Below are 16,914 nucleotides of genomic sequence, written 5' to 3'. Positions count from 1 at the left end.
AATGGTGTGTAAATTTTTAACTGCCCGTGAAAATTTACAAGAGGAAAACCGGTATTTCCCCGGGCGTCGGCTTTATCTTTCAGACGTTACGAACGAGAACGCTTTTCCTGCCCGGCGAACGCAACATCAATAGCATCGATAATCATGCTCAAGGTTTTGTCGCTCTTGGCGGTTTTGTTGTAATACATGATCACGCTGTATGACAGTGTGGGAATTTCGCAGCTCAGTTTTTGCACTTTGAACGTGGGGGCGAACATATCCACCATCTTTTCCGGCAAAATGCCCAGCAGATCAGTATTGGCAACCATTGAGAGAATATTGATCGCGTTATAGCTGGTGAACACAATCGGGCGATCGGGCAAGGATTCACTGAGCTCAAACTGCATTCTTCTCAGGTCGCTGGCATTGGTCATGATCGTCGTTTGCGGCATGGTCAGCGCCTGTTCAGTCGTCAGCGTTTTGCTCACGGTCGGATGGTTCTCGCGGCACACAAATACGGTGTGATCCGACATCAGCGTGCAGCCCCTGAGCGATTTGTTGAACAACGGGCTGGTGTCGATCACTAAATCGGCACGATGCTGAATCAGCGTATCTTCAGGATCACTGAGCGGAAGGTGCTTCAGTGTGTAGTTACAGTTTATTTTCTCAAGTTCTTTGAGGATCAGCGGGAAAGTAATCAGCGCAATGTAGGGGAAACAACTTACCGTCAGTACGCGAGATTTATCATTATCGTGCGTGAAGTCCAGCCCGGTGAGAATGGCGCTGAGTCCCTGACTGATGTGTTTATGCAAATTAGTGGCATAGGCTGTCGGGCTGATGCCCTGGCCGTTGCGAATAAACAAAGGATCAGGGAAGGTATTGCGTAGCTTTTGAATAGACTGGCTGACCGACGACGGAGTCAGGTTCAGCGCTTTTGCTGCATGAACAATGCCTTTGTGCAGATACACCGCTTCAAAAACTGTCAGCAGGTTGAGATCCAAATTGCGGAGCTTATTCAGGCTGGCACTAATATCTTTATCATCCATAAAACATTCCTGACAGTGTTGAAGACTGTCCCGGCGTGCGGGTGGCCGGGGGTGCGCTTATCCGTAAGCGATCAGATGCTTTGCGATACTTAACCCGGTGATACTAAACCAAATCTCGCCGTAAAACTCGTTATTAGTCGTTTTGCCTGCCTGATACACAATCCGGCATCACAGGGTGGGGGAGGAATATGACTCCGGCCGCCATGGAAGATCATCAACCTGCAGATAATTAAGTTGATGATTAAAGGACTTTACCAGTACAGGCATGACGTCATCAACCGTCAGCCCCGGCTTCTCAAGACTGGCCTGCGTCATTTCCAGCCCGGCGTAACCGCAAGGGTTGATACGATGGAAAGGTTCCAGATCCATATCAATGTTCAGCGCCAGACCATGCAGTGAGCATCCTTTGCGAATGCGCAGCCCGAGAGAGCAGATTTTTTTGCCATCGACGTAGACACCCGGCGCATCGGCACGCGGATAGGCATCAATGGAAAAATGCGCCAGCGTATCGACAACGGTCTGTTCGATGGCGGTAACTAGCTGGCGTACGCCGAGCTTTTTCCGCTTCAAATCTACCATGACGTACATCACCTGCTGGCCGGGGCCGTGGTAGGTCACCTGGCCGCCGCGATCGCTCTGGACAACAGGAATATCACCCGGCATCAGCACGTGTTCTGCTTTGCCCGCCTGACCCTGAGTAAAGACGCGGTGATGCTGAACCAGCCAGATCTCATCAAAAGAGTCGGCTGTACGGTGTTCAGTGAAATGATGCATAGCCAGTGAAACCGGTTCATAAGGCTGCAGGCCAAGCTGGCGCAGTACGATACGTTCTTGCGGATTTTGTGATTGCACGGCGGTTATCGTCATCAGAAGGGAGAAAACCGCGCGAGAGAGTCGCTCAGGCGCGGATCATTCAGAAAGGGCTTACAGCACCATGCGGACAATTTCGATATTACCCAGCTCATCGTACAGGGTTTCGACCTGATCGATGTGCGTGGCAGTGATCGTAATAGAAACGGAGTGGAAATTCCCTTTGCTGCTCGGTTTTACCTGAGGATTGTAATCGCCAGGCGCATGGCGTTGCACGACTTCCACAACCTGGTCCACCAGCTCGGGTTGTGCCAGGCCCATTACTTTGTAGGTAAAGGTGCAAGGGAATTCGAGCAGTTCGTTCAGTTTGGTTTTCATGTGCACTCCAGCGTGTTGTACCGCGTATTAAGTATTGTCTCTGAAAGTATAACTCCCGCCGGAGCGGGAGCTAATATCTATACCCACTATATGGGTACTGTTGCAAACTATTTCAAGCAGGCAAATTAACCAAACCAGTGATGGAACATCAGTTTGATGTAATCCACGATACGCCCGAAGAAACCGCCTTCTTTCACTTCGTTCATGACAACCAGAGGGCGCTCATCAATGGTTTTGCCATCAAGCTGGAAGTTGATCGAGCCGACCACCTGATTTTTCTGCAATGGTGCGTGCAGTTCTGGCGTATTGATGACGTAACTGGCTTTCAAATCTTTCATACGACCGCGAGGGATGGTCAGGTAAGCATCTTTTTCCACGCCCAGCGCCACACGATCGGTATCACCAAACCAGACGGGTTCAGATGCGAACTCTTTGCCTGCTTTGAGCGGAGAAACGGTTTCGAAGAAACGGAAGCCCCAGGTCAGCAGCTTTTTGCTTTCAACTTCACGCCCTTTGTAGGTGTGACCACCCATCACTGCTGAGATCAGACGCATCTGGCCTTCAGTCGCCGAAGCCACCAGGTTGTAACCTGCAGATTCGGTATGACCGGTTTTGATGCCATCCACGTTCAGGCTGTTATCCCACAGTAAACCGTTACGGTTCATCTGGCGGATATTGTTGAAGGTGAATTCTTTCTCTTTGTAGGTAGCGTACTCTTCCGGTACATCGCGGATCAGTGCCTGGCCGATTAACGCCATATCACGCGCCGAGCTGTACTGGCCTTCCGCATCCAGACCATGAACTGTACCGAAGTGGGTATTTTTCAGGCCGAGCGCGTTGACGTAGTTATTCATCATGGCAACAAAGGCGTCCTGACTGCCGGCGACATGGTCAGCCATCGCCACGCAGGCATCATTACCTGATTGTAAAATAATGCCACGGTTCAGTTCAGAAACCGGCACGCGATCGCCCGGTTTGAGGAACATCAGGGAAGAGCCCTTGAAGACCGGGTTGCCGGTTGCCCAGGCATCCTGGCCGACGGTGACGATATCGGTCGGGCTGATTTTACCTGCTTTGATAGACTGACCGATCACGTAGCTGGTCATCATTTTAGTCAGGCTGGCCGGGTCACGACGGGCATCGGCATTCATTTCTGCCAACACTTTGCCGGAGTTGTAGTCGATCAGGACATAGGCTTCTGCATCAATTTGCGGAACGCCAGGGATCATTGTTTTTAAATTAACATCGTCGGCATAAGCGGACGCTGCACTGAAGGAGATAAAGGTGCCAAATGCGAGGCTTTTGACGAGACGTGAAGTGTTTACAAGTTTCATGATCGGGACAACAACATCCGTAGGAGTAGGTGATAAACGTGCGTCACTATAGCAGAAGAGTCAGACGTCAGACATCTGCGATTACCGGCGCTTACTGATTTTTACTTATGAAACAGGGCTTACGCCCTGTTCCAATCGGTTACATACCGGCTGTGACGAAGGATTGCTGCTGTGCTTCGCTGGCCAGTCGTTGTTTCAACTGTTCGGCCTGCTGGCGGGTGCTGAACGGGCCGAGCTGCACGCGATAGGTGCTGCCATTAGCCTGAACTTTTCCTGGCACCGAGAAACGCTGGCTGAGGCTTTTCTGCCAAAGCTGTGCATTTTGCGGATTACTCAGCGCGCCAACCTGAACCATATAGCCTGAGGTCGGGATGGCAGACGTGTGCGCAGGTGCGGCCACGGCAGCCGTCGCGGCGACAGGCGCTGCACTGGCCATTACCGGTGCGGCGACAGGTTCCCTGCTTTCAAGAACGCCATTACGCAGCGGCGTCGGTGCACTGAGGAAACCTCCACTGCCGCTGTTACCGGATTGCGTCGCGGCCGTGACGTTGGCACTTCCACTCTCATCATTTGTGAGCGGGGCAGCGCCTGGATTGCTCAGCGTACTGTTGCTGATCGGACGGACATCCGCAGCATTTACCGGTTCAGCAGACAGCGTTGGCGTGCCCATTTCACTGGCCCCTAAACTCGGGCGCGCGGGCAGCGCGTAAGACTGTTTGGCGACGGTCGTGCCGATGGTGCCCGGCCCTGTCATCGTGCCGTCCTGCGCCACATTAATGAAATCGATACGTACTTTCGTGCTGTTGGTCAGATTCAGGCGATCGGCGGCGGCTTGTGACAGGTCAATAATTTTACCCGGCACATAAGGACCACGGTCATTGACACGCACGACCAGCATGCGGCCGGTTGCCATGTTCGTCACGCGCACATAGCTTGGGATCGGCAGTGTAGGGTGGGCGGCGGTCATGGCGGTCGGATCAAATTCTTCGCCAATCGCGGTCGTGTTCCCGCCGTTTTCTTGCCCGTACCAGGCTGCCTGACCTACCTGCGAGAAGTTGGACGGATCTTTGACGATTTTATAGGTTTTACCGTTAACGGTATAATCCTGCATCGTGCCCTGGTTATAAGGTTCGTAACGCGGATCAGCCCCGCCGATTTCTACCACAGGGCCATTGTAGGCTTGCTGCGGTGCCGGTTGTTGTTGCTGTGTCTCTTCAGTGGCACAACCACTTAACAGCAAACCGATAATGACAGCTCCAAGCCACTCCTTACGCATTGCTCACCTCTATAAATTTTTTGACATCATTTTTCGATGAGTATGTATCGACATGACGATACCAAACCCTGCCATTAGCACGATGAGTGCTGACCCGCCATAGCTGACCAGAGGCAAAGGTACCCCAACCACCGGGACAATACCACTGACCATGCCGATGTTAACAAACACATAGACAAACAGTATAAGCATGAGGCCGCCGGACATCACCCGCCCAAAGGTTGTCTGGGCATGGGCGGCGATCATCAGTCCGCGCATAATCAGGCATAGGTACAGGCCGAGTAACACCAGAACGCCAATCAGCCCCAGTTCCTCGGCAAGCACGGCAAAGATAAAGTCGGTATGGCGTTCCGGCAGGAATTCCAGCTGGGACTGGGTGCCGTGCAGCCAGCCTTTACCGGAGAAACCGCCTGAGCCGATGGCAATTTTCGACTGAATAATGTGATAGCCCGCCCCGAGCGGATCGCTTTCCGGATCCAGCAACATCATCACGCGGTCGCGCTGATAATCGTGCATCAGGAAGAACCACAGAATCGGGATAAAGGCCGCGACCAGAATGGCGGCGACGGCAATCAGTTTCCAGCTCATGCCTGACAGGAAGAGTACAAACAAGCCGGAAGCGGCGATGAGAATGGAGGTGCCGAGGTCGGGCTGTGCCGCCACCAGCAGGGTAGGGATGAAAATCAGCGCCAGCGCAATGGCGGTATTTTTCAGCGAAGGCGGGCAGACATCGCGGTTGATAAAACGCGCCACCATCAGCGGTACGGCGATTTTTGCCAGTTCTGACGGCTGGAATTTAATGATGCCCAGATCCAGCCAGCGCTGCGCGCCTTTACTGATACTGCCGAACGCATCCACCAGCACCAGCAGGAATACGCAGAAAATATAGAGATACGGCGCCCAGCTTTCATAGACGCGTGGCGGGATTTGCGCCATGACCAGCATGATCACCAGACCCATCAGGATCTGGCCGACTTTACGTTCCATCATGCCCATATCCTGACCGCTGGCGCTCCACATCACGAACGCACTGTAGGTCAGTAGCGCAAGAATGATCAGCAGCATCGTCAGGTCGATATGCATTTTCGACCACAATGATCTTTTTTGTTGGTTCTCAGTCATTGCCGGTTAATCACCTTCGGTTCCGGGTGCCACGGGGGCCTCAGCCGGTAATTGTGTCTTGTTGTCGCCCAATAAAATATGGTCGAGGATCTGTCGGGAAATTGTCCCCACCGCCGGACCCGCACCGCCGTTCTCCAGCACCACAGCCACAGCCACGGTGGGCTTGTCGTACGGGGCAAAAGAGGTCATCAGTTTGTGGTCACGCAGATGCTCGGCAATCTTATGCGCATTATAGATTTCATTGGCTTTCAAACCGTAAACTTGTGCTGTACCGGATTTCGCCGCGGCTTTGTAAGGCGCATCAGCAAAATATTTCCTTGCGGTACCGTTCGGCCGGTTGGCTACGCCGTACATGCCGTCTTTGGCAATTTCCCAGTAGCCGGAATGGATATCACCAATTTGCGTGGTTTCTTCCTGGCGATAAGGCACTTGTTTGCCGTCATTTGTGGTACTCAGCAACAGATGCGGTGTTTTGACATCCCCGTCATTGATCAACGTCGTCATCGCCTTCATGATCTGTATCGGTGTGGCGGTCCAGTAGCCTTGCCCGATGCCGACCGGAATGGTGTCACCCTGATACCAGGGTTTCTTAAAGCGTTTAAACTTCCAGTCACGGTTTGGCATATTCCCGCTGCGCTCTTCCGATAAATCGATCCCGGTATAATGCCCGTAACCAAATTTACCCATCCATTCTGAAAGCCGGTCGATACCCATATCGTACGCAACCTGGTAGAAGAAGGTATCGGCGGATTCCTCAAGCGCTTTGGTGACGTTCAGACGCCCGTGCCCCCAGTGTTTCCAGTCGCGATAACGCTTATCCGAGCCTGGTAACTGCCACCAGCCCGGATCAAATAATGAGGTGTTTTTGGTGATCACGCCGGAGGTCAGCGCAGACACAGAAATGTAAGGTTTTACCGTTGAGGCCGGTGGATACACGCCCTGCGTGGTGCGGTTGATCAGCGGTTTATCGGCATCATTTAGCAGCCGGCTGTAATCTTTGCTGGAGATCCCCTCGACGAACAGATTCGGATCGTAGCTTGGGTTGGAAACCAGCGCGCGTATCGCACCATCACGCGGATCGCTCACCACAACCGCCGCGCGGCTGGTGGTCAGAAGTTCTTCGATATACTGCTGCAAAGGCAGATCGATGGTCAGATAAATGTCTTTACCTGCCTGCGGTGGCTCTTCATGCAACTGGCGGATCACCCGTCCACGGTTATTAACTTCGACTTCTTCGTAACCGGTTTTGCCGTGCAGGGTGTCTTCGTAATAGCGTTCGATGCCGAGTTTGCCGATATCATGCGTGGCTGCGTAGTTCGCCAAAATCCCGTCTTTATCCAGACGTTCCACATCACGATCGTTAATTTTCGACACATAGCCAATGACGTGCGTCAGCGCAGATCCATAAGGATAGTAGCGGCGCTGATAGCCTTTTACTTCCACGCCGGGGAAGTGAAACTGGTTTACAGAAAAACGGGCGACCTGAACTTCTGTCAATGCGGTTTTGACCGCAATGGACGTGAAGCGGCGGGAACGCTGACGTTCTTTCTTAAAATTATCGATATCGTCAGAGGTTAAATCGACGATAGGCTTGAGGGCTTCCAGCGTGGCCTGTAAGTCATCCACCTTTTCCGGTACCAGTTCGAGCTGGTAAATGGTGCGGTTTAGCGCCAGGGGGGTGCCGTTGCGGTCATAGATAATCCCGCGGCTGGGCGCAATGGGCACCAGCTTAATCCGGTTATCATTGGAACGGGTCTGGTAGTCCTGAAAACGAACAATTTGCAGGTTATACAGATTGAAGGCCAGGACACCGCTAAGTAGCAGAATGCCTATAAACGCCACCAGTGCACGGCGCACGAAGAGGGCTGATTCAGCCGTATAGTCGCGAAAAGGGTTACGATCTATTTTCATCCCACTACTTAATTCATGTTGCTGACATTCAATTCACCACCCGTTATTCGCGGTGGTATGGATGATTGGTGGTGATACTCCAGGCGCGGTAAAGGCTTTCCGCGACCAGAACCCGAACCAGCGGGTGCGGAAGCGTCAACGGAGAGAGCGACCAGCTCTGTTCCGCCGCGGCCTTACAGGCCGGTGCCAGCCCTTCCGGACCGCCTATCAACAGGCTGACGTTGCGCCCGTCCTGTTTCCAGCGTTCCAGTTGTTGCGCCAGTTGCGGGGTTTCCCACGGTGTCCCTGGAATATCCAGCGTGACAATGCGGTTTCCCTTTCCGACTGCAGCCAGCATCTGTTCGCCTTCTTTTTCAAGAATGCGTTTGATGTCTGCATTTTTCCCACGTTTCCCGGCCGGAACTTCAGTCAGTTCAAACGGCATATCTTTGGGAAAACGGTGCAGATAATCGGTAAAACCGGTTTGTACCCAGTCTGGCATTTTGGTGCCGACGGCGACAAGTTGCAGTTTCACGTATCAGCCCCAGAGTTTCTCGAGCTCGTAAAGCTGACGGCTTTCTTCCTGCATGACGTGAACAATCACTTCACCCAGATCGACAACAACCCAGTCGGCTTCGTTAATGCCTTTTACACCCATTGCATCAATGCCCACGGCTTTGACTTCTTCCACCAGGTGACCGGCGATAGAGACAACGTGACGGCTGGATGTACCGGTACAGATAATCATGCAATCAGTAATACTGGATTTACCTACAACATCAATGGCAATGATGTCTTGTGCTTTCAGGTCATCGACTTTATCGATAACAAAATCTTGGAGCGCTTTACCTTGCAAAGGTTCCCCCTGGGGATGTTTTGAAACACGTTGACTCCATAAGACGTCCGCCGGTGAAGCACCTGAGCGATGATCGTTCTCATGAAGGAGTGGCATAGCGGCAATCTGTAAAACGTCTTAAAGCGTTTAATAATCAATAAATTAAATTGATGAAAGACGCGACGTTATCGGGAGCCGAAATTTAGCGGCGCAGTATACCACGCGATGGCTACGCGCGGTACAAGCCCTGTGATTCTATATAGCGCTCAACGGCGAAAGGCAGCAGATCTGAACAATCAAGACCGGCCTGGCGGCGCTCGCGAATTTGTGTCGCTGAAATATTCAGCAAAGGTGTATGCGCCTGATAAATGAAACCAGCAGGGCGTTGTTTGAGTTTTTGAGGCTCAGTCACCCGGTGGGCATCATACCAGTGCTGGAGCGCCGGTGTATCGAGTTGTTCCTGATAACCCGGTCGTGCCATGACAATCAGGTGGCAAAAATCCAGCAAAGACTCCCAGCGATGCCATTTATGTAAGGTCAACAGCGAGTCCTGGCCAATGATAAACGCCAGAGGACAGCTCTCGCCATGTTCTTTACGTAACGTTGCAAGTGTTTCAATGGTGTACGACGGGGTGTCGACGGACAGTTCCCGGGGATCCACTGAAAATAACGGATTCCCCTCCACGGCCAGTTCTGCCATGCGCAAACGTTGTTGCGGGCTGGCACCGGGTTGCGGGCGATGCGGGGGCACATTGTTGGGAAGTAACGTCACACGTTCCAGACCGATGTCCTGCGCCAGACGCGTGACTGGTTTGAGATGGCCGAAATGAACAGGATCGAAAGTCCCGCCAAAAAAAGCCTGTAACGGCGCAGCATCTTCAGAGGAGAGCGTAGGGATAACCGGCATGGAAATGTCCAAGTCCTGCGTCAGTACGAACTGGCGGGTAAAGGTTTGCCACAAAGTAGCATGGAAAGACTTTCAAGCTCCGGCCAAATGGACTGACCGTAATCCTGCTTGAGCGTAATTTCCATTTGCGTCAGCAAACGTACCGCCCGATAAAGTTCTTCCAGAGATAAACGCTGAAGCGCCTGCGTCACCAGTGTGCGGCGATTTTGCCAGACTTTTTGCTGATCGAACAACGTACGCAGCGGCGTGCTGTCCATTTTACGTTTCAGATTCAGCAACATCAGCAGTTCGCGTTGCACAGTACGCAACAATATCACCGGTTCGCTGTCTTCCTGTTGCAGCTGACGCAAAATATGCCAGGCGCGTTTACTTTTTCCTGCCAGCAGTGCATCAAGCCAGTGATATGGCGTGAAATGCGCCGCATCATTCACGGCCGCTTCTACCCGGGGTAATGTCAGTTTCCCGTCCGGATAAAGCAATGAAAGGCGTTCCAGGGATTGTGCTAAAGCCAGTAAATTGCCTTCGTAGCAGTAGCATAGTAGCTGATTGGCGGGCTCATCGAGCTCAAGCGAAAGGGCTTTTGCACGGCGGGTTACCCAGCGTGGGAGCTGTGCCTGCTCCGGCGTCTGGCAACTGACAAACACGCCTTTATCACTCAGCGCTTTAAACCACGCGCTGTTTTCCTGGCCTTTGGTCAGTTTTGTGCCGCGAAGGACCAGCAAAATATCATCGTGCAGCAGCGTGGTCAGCTTCAGTAACGGTTCTGCCATTGGCGCGGTTGGGCCATTTTCAGGCAGCATCAGCATCAGTGTCTGCCGGCTGGCAAACAGGCTCAGTGCCTGACAGGTGCTGAAAATTGAATCCCATTCGGTATGGGCATCGAGAATAAACGTGTAGTGTTCCTGAAAATCAGCCAGCTGCGCTGCTTTGCGGATGCTGTCCTGACTTTCCTGCAAAAGAAGCGGATCATTGCCACATAACACATAACAAGCGCGCAGCCCCTCACGGAGCTGCGCGTCGAGTTGTTCCGGATAAACTCGGATCATTGTGCCGTTGTGCTGGCCGGTGTCGTTGATACCGCAGGGGTAACAGACGACGGGGACGTCATGGCATCAGAGGATTTGCTGGCAGAGGAACCGGTAGTGATCACTTCTACCTGACCATCAACTTGCTCTGCTTTACGCATTTCCGACGCGTGGACCGTTAATAATTTACGGATCAGTTGTTGAGCGGCCTGCTGACGCATCTCCTCCAGGATAATCTCCTGTTCGTTATCTTTTGCCAACGCCGTTAACGGGTTATCAAAGAATGAACGGAAGACGGTCACGTGGAGCGGATAGATGTCTTTACCCGGCATCAGAACCGTCGCGCTGACGCTCATCTGCATCTGATACTCAGCCGTTTTACCGTCCTGGAATACCGAGGCAGTAGTCTGACCGCTTAGTTCAGGCCCGATTCGCAGTGATGGAATATCTTTGTGCTTACCGGTTGGATCATCAACGATCGTCACATTGCTTAAACGCAATTGTGAACGGATATCCCGCGTTAACGGCCCGTACGGATCCCCGCTGTCCAGAACGATAGTTTGCAGTTCGTCAGGCACATTGGTTTTTCCACGTAAGTGGAATCCACAGCCTGCGGTAACCATAACTGCTGCGGTCAGCAGCAGTGTCACTATTCGATGTCGCACAGCTCCTCCTTGACTCAACCTACAACCAGGTTAAGCAGTTTGCCCGGGACGTAGATTACTTTGCGAACCGTAACCCCATCCAGATATTTAGCGACCAAATGTTCTTCTGCCGCACGCTCGCGCACTTGTTGCTCGGTAGCATCAGCGGCTACGGTGATTTTAGCACGCACTTTACCGTTCACCTGCACAACGACCAGTTTGGAGTCTTCGACCATAGCCTGTTCATCAGCCTGTGGCCACGGTGCGGTATCCACATCACCTTCGCCGTTGAGCGCCTGCCAGAGGCTGAAGCACACGTGCGGAGTGAACGGATAAAGCATGCGAACCACGGCCAGCAGGGCTTCCTGCAGCAGGGCGCGATCTTGTTCGCTTTCCTGCGGCGCACGGCCCAGCTTGTTCATCAGTTCCATCACAGCGGCAATCGCGGTGTTGAAGGTCTGACGACGGCCGATATCATCGGTCACTTTCGCAATGGTTTTATGCACATCACGACGCAAATCTTTCTGCGCTTCGTTCAGTGACGCAACATCCAGCGCGGCGGTGGCACCTTTTTGTGAATGCTCAAAGGCCAGTTTCCAGACACGTTTGAGGAAGCGGTTAGCCCCTTCAACGCCGGACTCCTGCCATTCCAGCGTCATTTCTGCCGGAGAAGCGAACATCATAAACAGACGTACGGTGTCTGCGCCGTATTTCTCGACCATAACCTGAGGATCGATGCCGTTGTTTTTAGACTTGGACATCTTGCTCATACCGGCATACACCAGCTCACGGCCCTGCGGGTCGGTCGCTTTAGTGATACGGCCTTTCTCGTCACGCTCAACGGTGGCATCTACCGGGGAAACCCAGACGCGTTCGCCGCTGTTGCCGGTGTAATAGAAGGCATCAGCCAACACCATGCCCTGACACAACAGACGTTTTGCCGGTTCGTCAGAATCAACCAGACCCGCATCGCGCATCAACTTGTGGAAGAAGCGGAAGTACATCAGGTGCATGATGGCGTGTTCGATACCGCCCACATACTGATCAACCGGCAGCCAGTAGTTGGCCGCAGCCGGATCCAGCATACCTTCATCGTATTGCGGACAGGTGTAGCGTGCGTAGTACCAGGAAGACTCCATGAAGGTGTCAAAGGTGTCGGTTTCACGCAGACCCGGCATGCCGTTCACGGTGGTTTTTGCCCACTCAGGGTCAGCTTTGATTGGGCTGGTGATGCCGTCCATGACCACATCTTCCGGCAGAATGACCGGCAGTTGATCTTCTGGTGTCGGGATCACGGTGCCGTCTTCCAGCGTGATCATCGGGATAGGGGCGCCCCAGTAACGCTGACGGGAAACCCCCCAGTCGCGCAGACGGTAGTTAACTTTGCGCTGACCGACACCCTGAGCAACCAGTTTGTCAGCAATGGCATTGAAACCGTCTTCGTGGTTCAGCCCGTCGAATTCGCCTGAATTGAACAGCGTGCCTTTCTCGGTCATCGCTTCTGCGGTGATTTCAGGATGGCTGCCATCGGCGTTCAGGATAACCGGTTTGATTTGCAGGTTATATTTGGTGGCGAATTCCCAGTCACGCTGGTCGTGACCCGGAACGGCCATCACTGCGCCGGTGCCGTATTCCATCAGAACGAAGTTAGCGACCCAGATTGGCAGCTTTTCACCGGACAGCGGGTGAATAGCAAACAGGCCGGTTGCCATGCCTTTTTTCTCCATTGTCGCCATTTCTGCTTCGGCCACTTTGGTATTACGGCATTCGTCGATGAAATCGTTCAGGGCAGGATTGTTTTGTGCACCTTGTTGCGCCAGCGGATGACCCGCGGCTACGGCGACATAAGTCGCGCCCATGAAGGTGTCCGGACGGGTGGTGTAAACCGTCACTTTTTCGTCGCTGTCTGCCACGTCAAAAGTGATTTCCACGCCTTCGGAACGGCCAATCCAGTTGCGCTGCATGGTTTTCACCTGCTCCGGCCAGCTTTCCAGCGTGTCCAGATCGTTAAGCAACTGATCGGCGTAATCGGTGATTTTGATAAACCACTGTGGAATTTCTTTGCGTTCTACTTTGGTATCACAACGCCAGCAGCAGCCGTCAATCACCTGTTCGTTCGCCAGAACGGTCAGATCATGCGGGCACCAGTTCACCGCGGAAGTCTTCTTATAAACCAGGCCTTTTTCATACAGCTTGGTGAAGAACCATTGTTCCCAGCGGTAGTAATCGGGTTTGCAGGTCGCAATTTCGCGATCCCAGTCATAGCCGAAGCCCAGCAGTTTTAGCTGGTTCTTCATGTATTCAATATTTTCGTACGTCCATGGCGCAGGGGCAGTGTTGTTTTTCACCGCCGCGCCTTCAGCTGGCAGGCCGAATGCATCCCAGCCGATTGGCTGCAGAACGTTTTTACCGAGCATGCGCTGATAACGGGAAATCACGTCACCGATGGTGTAGTTGCGCACGTGCCCCATGTGGAGGCGGCCTGACGGGTAAGGCAACATGGAGAGACAGTAGTACTTCTCCTTGCCAGGCTGTTCGGTAACTTTGAAAGTTTGCTTCTCTTGCCAGTGAAGCTGAACGTGTGACTCGATGTCTTCTGGACGGTATTGCTCTTGCATGGCGGCCGGTGGTCCTGTGAGTGAAAACAGCTACGCCTGTAGCTCAAAAAGTTTTAATCAAAAGATCCGCATAGCATAGCCGATAAGCAGAGGCAGCAACAACACCCAGCGACGGGCTAACGGGGATTTCTGCCCGCATATGGCCCATTATTCACAATCTGCGAAGCAGGCCGGGATAATCTTCGCCACGGATCAGGGATTTACGACTAAAATAAAGACAAGTAAGCAACTGCCGGGTGAACGGTTATGTGTGTTCAAGGAGAGGAAATGATGAGCAATATTACCCAAAATTACCGTCAGTTAGTCACTTCGCTGACTGAGCGATTAAAAAATGGTGAACGTGATATCAGTGCGCTGGTACAGGATGCCCGCGTACGTTTGCAGGAGGAAGGCAAGCTGTCTGAAATCCAGATTGAACAGTTAACCTCCGCCGTGCGGCGTGATTTGCATGAATTTGCCCGTAATTATACCGAGAACCAGCAGGCCGTCGCTGATGACAGCACCGACAGCGTGTTTATGCGGGTACTGAAAGAAAGTCTGTGGAAAGAGCTGGCGGACATGACCGACAAAACGCAGCTTGAATGGAAAGAAGTCTTTAAAGACGTAAATCATCACGGTGTGTATCACAGCGGGGAAGTGGTGGGGCTGGGGAATCTGGTGTGTGAGAATTGCCAGTTCAGCCTGGCGGTGTATACGCCTGAAATCCTGAGTAAATGCCCTAAATGCGGACATACTGAATTTTCACGCCATGCTTTTGAACCTTGATTGATAAGTCAGCCTGCACCGGGTTCTCCCGGTAGCAGGCTGAATCATCTTATCAGTGCAGAATTTTTGCCAGGAAGTCACGGGCACGATCGGATTGCGGATTATTGAAGAAGTCGTCTTTATTCCGGTCTTCCACAATTTTTCCTTCATCCATGAAGATCACGCGGTTAGCCACTTTGCGGGCGAAGCCCATTTCGTGGGTCACCACCATCATCGTCATGCCTTCGTTTGCCAGCTCAACCATGACGTCCAGCACTTCGTTGATCATTTCCGGATCGAGCGCGGAGGTCGGTTCGTCAAACAGCATGGCGATAGGATCCATACACAGTGCACGGGCAATCGCCACGCGCTGCTGCTGTCCCCCGGAAAGCTGACCGGGGAATTTGTTGGCGTGCGCAGATAACCCCACACGATCCAGCAGTTTCAGCCCTTTGTCTTTTGCTTCCGCCTGATTACGTTTCAGCACTTTGACCTGAGCCAGCGTCAGGTTGTCGATGATGGACAAGTGCGGGAACAGTTCGAAATGCTGAAACACCATGCCGACTTTCGCCCGCAGCTGCGCCAGATTGGTTTTCTTGTCGTTCACCTGCGTGCCGTTAACCAGAATCTCCCCTTTTTGCACGGGCTCGAGGCCATTAACGGTTTTAATCAGCGTCGATTTACCTGACCCGGACGGCCCGCAAACCACCACAACTTCACCTTTTTTAACTTCGGTACTGCAATCGGTGAGCACCTGGAAGTGCCCGTACCATTTAGAAACATTCTTCAGTGAAATCATGAAACGGTCCTTTTCTTCAAATAGCGCACCAGCAAGGAAGCGGAAAGGCTGATAACAAAGTAAATAAGTCCTGCAAACAACACCATCTCCACCAGCGTACCGTCACGGTCACCAATGTTGGAGGCGCTGCGGAAGAAGTCTGCGAGGCCGAGCACATAGACCAGCGAGGTATCCTGGAACAACACGATGGCCTGCGTCAGCAGCAAAGGCACCATCGCACGGAAGGCCTGCGGCAGGATAACCAGCTTCATCGACTGCCACTGGGTCATGCCCAGCGCCAGTGCGGCAGAAGACTGCCCGCGGGCGATACTGATGATCCCTGCACGGATAATCTCTGAGTAATAAGCCGCTTCAAATAACGCAAATGCCACCATCGCGGAAATCAGGCGGATATCGGTTTTCGGTGACAGCCCGAGCACTTTCTGCAGAAAGCCCGGCACAATCAGATAAAACCACAACAGCACCATCACCAGGGGAACGGCACGGAACAGATTGACGTACGCCGTGGCAAACCAGCTGATCGGTTTGAAGGTCGACAGACGCATTACCGCCAGCAGGGTACCCCAGAGGATCCCCACGACAATCGCCAGTGAAGTGATCTTGAGGGTAATGACCATGCCTTGCCACAGATAGGGCAGGCCGGGGCCAATAGAACTCCAGTCAAATTCATGCATATTTATTTACCTCCCATGTTGCCCGGCAGGCGGACTTTACGTTCTACAAAATGCATCAGCAGCATAATCACCGCATTAATGAGGACGTAGGCGACGGTAATGGCAGTAAATGATTCATACGCATGCGCAGAGTAATCAAGCAGCTTACCGGCCTGTGCCGCCATATCCACCAGACCGATGGTTGAGGCAATGGCGGAGTTTTTCACCAGATTGACCATCTCGGAGGTCATCGGTGGCACGATCACACGGTAGGCATTTGGCAGCAGCACATAACGGTAGGTTTGAGGCAACGTCAGCCCCATCGCCAGACCGGCATTGCGTTGTCCGCTGGGTAACGACTGGATGGCGGCGCGTACCTGCTCGCACACGCGGGCAGCGGTAAACAGGCCGAGACAGATAACGGAAGAAGTGAAGAACTGCACGTTCGGCGCGAGTTCTGATTTGAACCACATGCCGATGTTTTCCGGCAACAGCTCAGGCACCACCAGATACCAGATAAAGAATTGCACAATCAGCGGCACGTTACGGAACAATTCAACGTAACAGGTACCGATGCCGGAGAGAAAACGGTTGGGGACGGTACGCAAAATACCGAACAGGGAGCCGACGAAGAAGGCAATAATCCAGGCACAAATCGACAACGCGACCGTGACCTGAAATCCATTCCAAATCCAGCCCAGATAGGTGGTATTGCCGAAGGGGGCGTCTTGCAGGAAGATGCCCCAGTTCCAATCTATTGACATAAAAACTCCATGACACGGGTAATAAACTACCCCTCTGAGTGATGACGTAACCATAAACATGGGTGAGTGGCGGAAAAAATGCGGGGTGGG

At 52.8% G+C, this 16,914-nt stretch carries 17 protein-coding genes; 1 reads left to right on the top strand and 16 read right to left on the bottom strand.

What is annotated here, in order from left to right:
* Positions 1-86 precede the first annotated feature (86 nt).
* From ACO0U8_RS05220 to leuS, 13 genes are all read right to left on the bottom strand, one after another.
* The gene (locus ACO0U8_RS05220; RefSeq protein ID WP_056771474.1) at positions 87-1,025 is read right to left on the bottom strand and encodes a YbeF family transcriptional regulator; all 939 of its coding nucleotides are present in this window, start codon (positions 1,023-1,025) and stop codon (positions 87-89) included.
* 168 nt (positions 1,026-1,193) lie between these two features.
* Positions 1,194-1,892 (bottom strand): lipoyl(octanoyl) transferase LipB, encoded by a 699-nt coding sequence (gene lipB, locus ACO0U8_RS05215; protein WP_217204939.1) that lies wholly within the window; start codon positions 1,890-1,892, stop codon positions 1,194-1,196.
* 57 nt (positions 1,893-1,949) lie between these two features.
* A complete protein-coding gene (ybeD, locus tag ACO0U8_RS05210) occupies positions 1,950-2,213 on the bottom strand; it encodes a DUF493 family protein YbeD (protein WP_056771481.1) in 264 nt (87 codons plus the stop codon).
* A 125-nt stretch (positions 2,214-2,338) separates the two neighbouring features.
* Positions 2,339-3,547 (bottom strand): D-alanyl-D-alanine carboxypeptidase DacA, encoded by a 1,209-nt coding sequence (gene dacA / locus ACO0U8_RS05205; RefSeq protein ID WP_421670409.1) that lies wholly within the window; start codon positions 3,545-3,547, stop codon positions 2,339-2,341.
* A 139-nt stretch (positions 3,548-3,686) separates the two neighbouring features.
* Positions 3,687-4,823 carry an endolytic peptidoglycan transglycosylase RlpA gene (gene rlpA / locus ACO0U8_RS05200; RefSeq protein WP_421670408.1) on the bottom strand — a complete coding sequence of 379 codons (1,137 nt, stop codon included), beginning with the start codon at positions 4,821-4,823 and terminating at the stop codon, positions 3,687-3,689.
* Between the two features lie 9 nt (positions 4,824-4,832).
* Positions 4,833-5,945, bottom strand: a complete 1,113-nt coding sequence (gene mrdB, locus ACO0U8_RS05195; RefSeq protein ID WP_056771490.1) for a peptidoglycan glycosyltransferase MrdB — start codon at positions 5,943-5,945, stop codon at positions 4,833-4,835.
* Positions 5,946-5,951: 6 nt separating this feature from the next.
* Positions 5,952-7,856, bottom strand: coding sequence for a peptidoglycan DD-transpeptidase MrdA (gene mrdA, locus ACO0U8_RS05190; protein ID WP_136376400.1), 1,905 nt, complete (start codon positions 7,854-7,856; stop codon positions 5,952-5,954).
* A gap of 43 nt (positions 7,857-7,899) precedes the next feature.
* Positions 7,900-8,370: a 23S rRNA (pseudouridine(1915)-N(3))-methyltransferase RlmH gene (gene rlmH, locus ACO0U8_RS05185; protein WP_056771495.1), complete on the bottom strand. Its 471-nt coding sequence runs from the start codon at positions 8,368-8,370 to the stop codon at positions 7,900-7,902.
* Between the two features lie 3 nt (positions 8,371-8,373).
* Entirely contained in the window at positions 8,374-8,691 is a 318-nt protein-coding gene (gene rsfS, locus ACO0U8_RS05180) for a ribosome silencing factor (protein ID WP_056771497.1), read from the bottom strand.
* 208 nt (positions 8,692-8,899) lie between these two features.
* On the bottom strand, positions 8,900-9,568 hold the full coding sequence (nadD, locus tag ACO0U8_RS05175) for a nicotinate-nucleotide adenylyltransferase (protein ID WP_421670676.1): 669 nt from the start codon (positions 9,566-9,568) through the stop codon (positions 8,900-8,902).
* Positions 9,569-9,597: 29 nt separating this feature from the next.
* Positions 9,598-10,623, bottom strand: a complete 1,026-nt coding sequence (gene holA, locus ACO0U8_RS05170; protein ID WP_056771502.1) for a DNA polymerase III subunit delta — start codon at positions 10,621-10,623, stop codon at positions 9,598-9,600.
* The gene (gene lptE / locus ACO0U8_RS05165) at positions 10,620-11,267 is read right to left on the bottom strand and encodes an LPS assembly lipoprotein LptE (RefSeq protein ID WP_183846184.1); all 648 of its coding nucleotides are present in this window, start codon (positions 11,265-11,267) and stop codon (positions 10,620-10,622) included. Before lptE ends, holA begins: the two co-directional genes overlap by 4 nt.
* A 14-nt stretch (positions 11,268-11,281) precedes the next feature.
* The gene (gene leuS / locus ACO0U8_RS05160; RefSeq protein WP_056771509.1) at positions 11,282-13,864 is read right to left on the bottom strand and encodes a leucine--tRNA ligase; all 2,583 of its coding nucleotides are present in this window, start codon (positions 13,862-13,864) and stop codon (positions 11,282-11,284) included.
* 270 nt (positions 13,865-14,134) lie between these two features.
* On the opposite strand from leuS, the gene ACO0U8_RS05155 reads away from it, so the two are divergent.
* On the top strand, positions 14,135-14,629 hold the full coding sequence (locus ACO0U8_RS05155; RefSeq protein ID WP_056772013.1) for a zinc ribbon-containing protein: 495 nt from the start codon (positions 14,135-14,137) through the stop codon (positions 14,627-14,629).
* Between the two features lie 52 nt (positions 14,630-14,681).
* On the opposite strand, the gene ACO0U8_RS05150 is transcribed toward ACO0U8_RS05155, so the two are convergent.
* Genes ACO0U8_RS05150 through ACO0U8_RS05140 form a run of 3 tightly spaced genes read right to left on the bottom strand, consistent with a single transcriptional unit; the run spans position 14,682 to position 16,824 of the window.
* On the bottom strand, positions 14,682-15,407 hold the full coding sequence (locus tag ACO0U8_RS05150) for an amino acid ABC transporter ATP-binding protein (protein WP_056771512.1): 726 nt from the start codon (positions 15,405-15,407) through the stop codon (positions 14,682-14,684).
* Positions 15,404-16,081 carry a glutamate/aspartate ABC transporter permease GltK gene (gltK, locus tag ACO0U8_RS05145; RefSeq protein WP_056771515.1) on the bottom strand — a complete coding sequence of 226 codons (678 nt, stop codon included), beginning with the start codon at positions 16,079-16,081 and terminating at the stop codon, positions 15,404-15,406. Before gltK ends, ACO0U8_RS05150 begins: the two co-directional genes overlap by 4 nt.
* A gap of 2 nt (positions 16,082-16,083) precedes the next feature.
* The gene (locus ACO0U8_RS05140) at positions 16,084-16,824 is read right to left on the bottom strand and encodes an amino acid ABC transporter permease (RefSeq protein WP_056771518.1); all 741 of its coding nucleotides are present in this window, start codon (positions 16,822-16,824) and stop codon (positions 16,084-16,086) included.
* Positions 16,825-16,914: the final 90 nt, after the last annotated feature.

The organism is Rahnella sp. EDr1-12, from assembly GCF_049206505.1.
GTDB lineage: Bacteria > Pseudomonadota > Gammaproteobacteria > Enterobacterales > Enterobacteriaceae > Rahnella > Rahnella rivi.
This window is presented reverse-complemented; position numbering and strand designations above follow the sequence as displayed.